General features: G+C 67.4%; 3 protein-coding genes. 2 read left to right on the top strand and 1 reads right to left on the bottom strand.

Annotated elements, in window-relative coordinates; translation table 11 throughout:
- The first annotated feature begins 474 nt into the window (after positions 1 to 474).
- Together ACWFQ8_RS33415 and ACWFQ8_RS33410 are read left to right on the top strand one after the other, a co-directional pair.
- Positions 475 to 735: a hypothetical protein gene (locus ACWFQ8_RS33415; protein WP_453790026.1), complete on the top strand. Its 261-nt coding sequence runs from the start codon at positions 475 to 477 to the stop codon at positions 733 to 735.
- A gap of 83 nt (positions 736 to 818) precedes the next feature.
- A complete protein-coding gene (locus ACWFQ8_RS33410; RefSeq protein WP_453790025.1) occupies positions 819 to 1,412 on the top strand; it encodes a glycine-rich domain-containing protein in 594 nt (197 codons plus the stop codon).
- Between the two features lie 231 nt (positions 1,413 to 1,643).
- Here the strand turns inward: ACWFQ8_RS33410 and ACWFQ8_RS33405 are convergent, their stop codons facing one another.
- Positions 1,644 to 2,582: a helix-turn-helix domain-containing protein gene (locus tag ACWFQ8_RS33405; RefSeq protein ID WP_453790024.1), complete on the bottom strand. Its 939-nt coding sequence runs from the start codon at positions 2,580 to 2,582 to the stop codon at positions 1,644 to 1,646.
- Positions 2,583 to 2,869 lie beyond the last annotated feature (287 nt).

The raw sequence follows: 2,869 nt of genomic DNA, 5'->3' as shown, positions 1-2,869 counted from the left end.
GAACATGGCCCACAACTCATCCGGCACCAGCCGCTCAATGATCCCCACCATGAACGACAGCCTACCCAAACGACCAAATGAGATGACGTCTTACCACGACGAGGTATGGCGCATCGTGCGGGGGCGGTGGCCACAAGGCCTACGCCGGAATGTGCGGCGCCTTGGCCGGGATCCCGTTCTGGAGAGACCGCACACCCTCGCCCAGTGGGAACCGGGACGGCATGGCTCTGACCGTCCACCACGGCAGACTGCGGATCTTCATGTGCTCAACCGCGGTGTCCTGCGCGCGGCAAGGTGCTGGACGAACCGGCCGACAACAAGCTGTACGTGATGCCCCGTCGCCTGCCGTGCTCTGGTCACCTCAGCGCGAATTGAGGCGTGTTGCAACCAAAGAGCTACAGACCTCTCTGACTATGCGCTGGCTGACGTGCTGTCCGTCGGGGATGGCAAAAAATCGGACGACAGGGAGAGGTTGTGCGCAAGTTTCACCGGGCTGCTCTGGTAGCCGCCGTGATCGGAAGCGCCAGCATGTTCGGGGCCGGCAGCGCCTTCGTCTACGCCTACGGCGGTGGGGACACGGGCCCCGGCGCGAACGTGTTCGAGTGCAGTCAGCGCTCTGAAGTCACCCACCTGACGCTCCAGAACGGCCTCCTCAATGGCCCGCTCCTCGGCAGCGGCCCGGCGAAAGCGACCGCCGCCCAGCAGATCTGCAGCGGCAGGGACAGCTCGGTTTGAATGGTGCCGCCGCCCAGTCGGGCCCCGTCGTCGGAACCATCCCCACCCCCACCCCTACGCCCATCCCCCCGCCCAGTGGTGAAGTGGTGTTCACCTCCGACGGAACCTTCACCCCGCCCGCGGGCGTCACGTCCGTGACCGCCCGAGTCTGGGGTGCGGGAGGCGGCGGAGGCGGAGGCGGCGGAGGCGGCACGGTTTCGCCCGGCGGCGGAGGCGGGGCCGGCGGCTTCGCCTCGTGCACCGTCCCGGTGACACCGGGAACCGTCTACACAGTCGACACGGGCGAAGGCGGAGCCGGCGGCGCAGGCGGTGCACCCACCTCATCCGGCGGCAACGGCGGGCCCGGAGAAGCTGCTGCCCTGCTCGCACCCGATGCCACCGCCCTGGCCAGCGCCACCGGCGGGCAGGGAGGAGGCGGCGGCGGCGCGGGCCCCGGAGGCCCCGGGGCCGGCGGCGCGGGTGGCACGGGTATGTGCTCAGGAGCCGGTACGACTCTGCCCGGCGGCAACGGCTCCCCCGGCACCGGTGCCACGGGCGGCGAGGGCGGCCTGCCTGCCCAGCCCGCGCCCGACGGCCGTGCCGCAGGCGGCGACGGCGGCGCCGGTGGAGGATCGAATTTCGTTCCGGGCAGCCCGGGCGAGCCGGGCGGCGACTCCTACGTCGTCATCTCATACTGACGCCTCTCCCCCGGAATCCGTCGGTGAACAGTCATCGACAACAGCCGCGCCGGGCTGTGGTCCCGGAGCGCCTGCACCGGTTGGATCAGTGCGCCAGAACTCTCGAAGCGGCGACGGCGCAGGCGCCGTTGTCGCCGCCTCAGAGTTTCGCCATCGTCACCCCCGCCTTGGGGGTGGCACGGCCGGGCCAGTCCGGGCGCCGGTCTCTTCTCTGAGCAGAGCATGATCCGGTCATGGTGCGGGCTCGATGATGAACATCTGGCTGCGTGTTTCCCGACATGTTTCGACCCTTGCCTCGATCCCGGCTGATGTTGCCGAGTCCTTGATGCCGACGCATCCTTCGCCGTCCACTCGGATCAGGTACCGGTTGCTTCCCCCCGGCCCGGACGGCTCGATCCGGAAACGGCTGGATTGTTCGCAGGCTCCCCACGGTTCCAACAGTCCGGTCGCCGGTTTGGCGGTCAGCGCTTTCAGACAACCTTTGCCAAGGCCTGGGTGGTGCCACGTGATCCGGTAGGTGCTCCCGCCCAGCGGCTCCAGCACGGTTTTCTGCGGGGCCACTTCGTCGCAAGGCCGCTGCACCGCCACCAAAGGGTCATAGCCTGCAACGCGTCCATCCGTCAGGCATAAGGTTTCTGCCGATCCAGGCCGGATATGTACGCGTCCTCCCGGCAGGCTCGGCCAGACACTGGGCGATGCCGAGGCCTGCCCTCGAGCCCCCTTGCCGCTATCTGGATCGCCGGAGGGAATCCACACCCAGGCGGTGCCGACCATCACGGAGAGCAGAAGCCCTGACAACGACAGGATCCAGCCCTTGCGCGACAAGGCTTTGCTCGGGTGTGAGAAAGCGCGCCCGGCCGGTATTCCGCTAACGGGGCCCGCCCCACCCTCTCGGCCGGTAACTGCATTCCACGCCTGGAGCCACTCCGCCACCCGCTCGCCATCTCCGCAGGCTCGTATGAATGCGGCCAGTAGCTCTGGACGCGGCGCGGTCTTGCCACCCAATACATCTGCGAGCGTGCTGCGCGCCAGTACTTCGTCCCGTGCGGCCGCCTGCTCCTCCAGTTGCCGGTATGTCAGTCCCGAGTGCACCTTGAGTTGCCTTAAGGCTGCAAGGAATTCAGCGACGTCTTCGATCTGATGCGGCTGTAACTCATCCGTTCTACCCATGCGGACATTATCGTTCCCCTCGCTCGCAAGATCTACATCGGTTGCCGCCACCTGGAGCCCGTCCGAGACAGGATCCCGACAGGGTCTTGACCAGGCCGGACATGAAGCGGACTGTCCGGGACAGAGATCACTGTTGCCTCAGCAGGTCCAGAGCAGCAGGCTTCGAGTGGTCCGAGCGCGGAGAAGCGGGGCACTAACGAGCTCGTGCATGGTTGGCGGTACGGCGCTGGATCGTGGTCCCTGATCATGTTGGTGTGGTGGGGAACGGGTCTCGTGCAGCGATCATC

This window comes from Streptomyces sp. NPDC055254, assembly GCF_053606025.1.
This window is presented reverse-complemented; position numbering and strand designations above follow the sequence as displayed.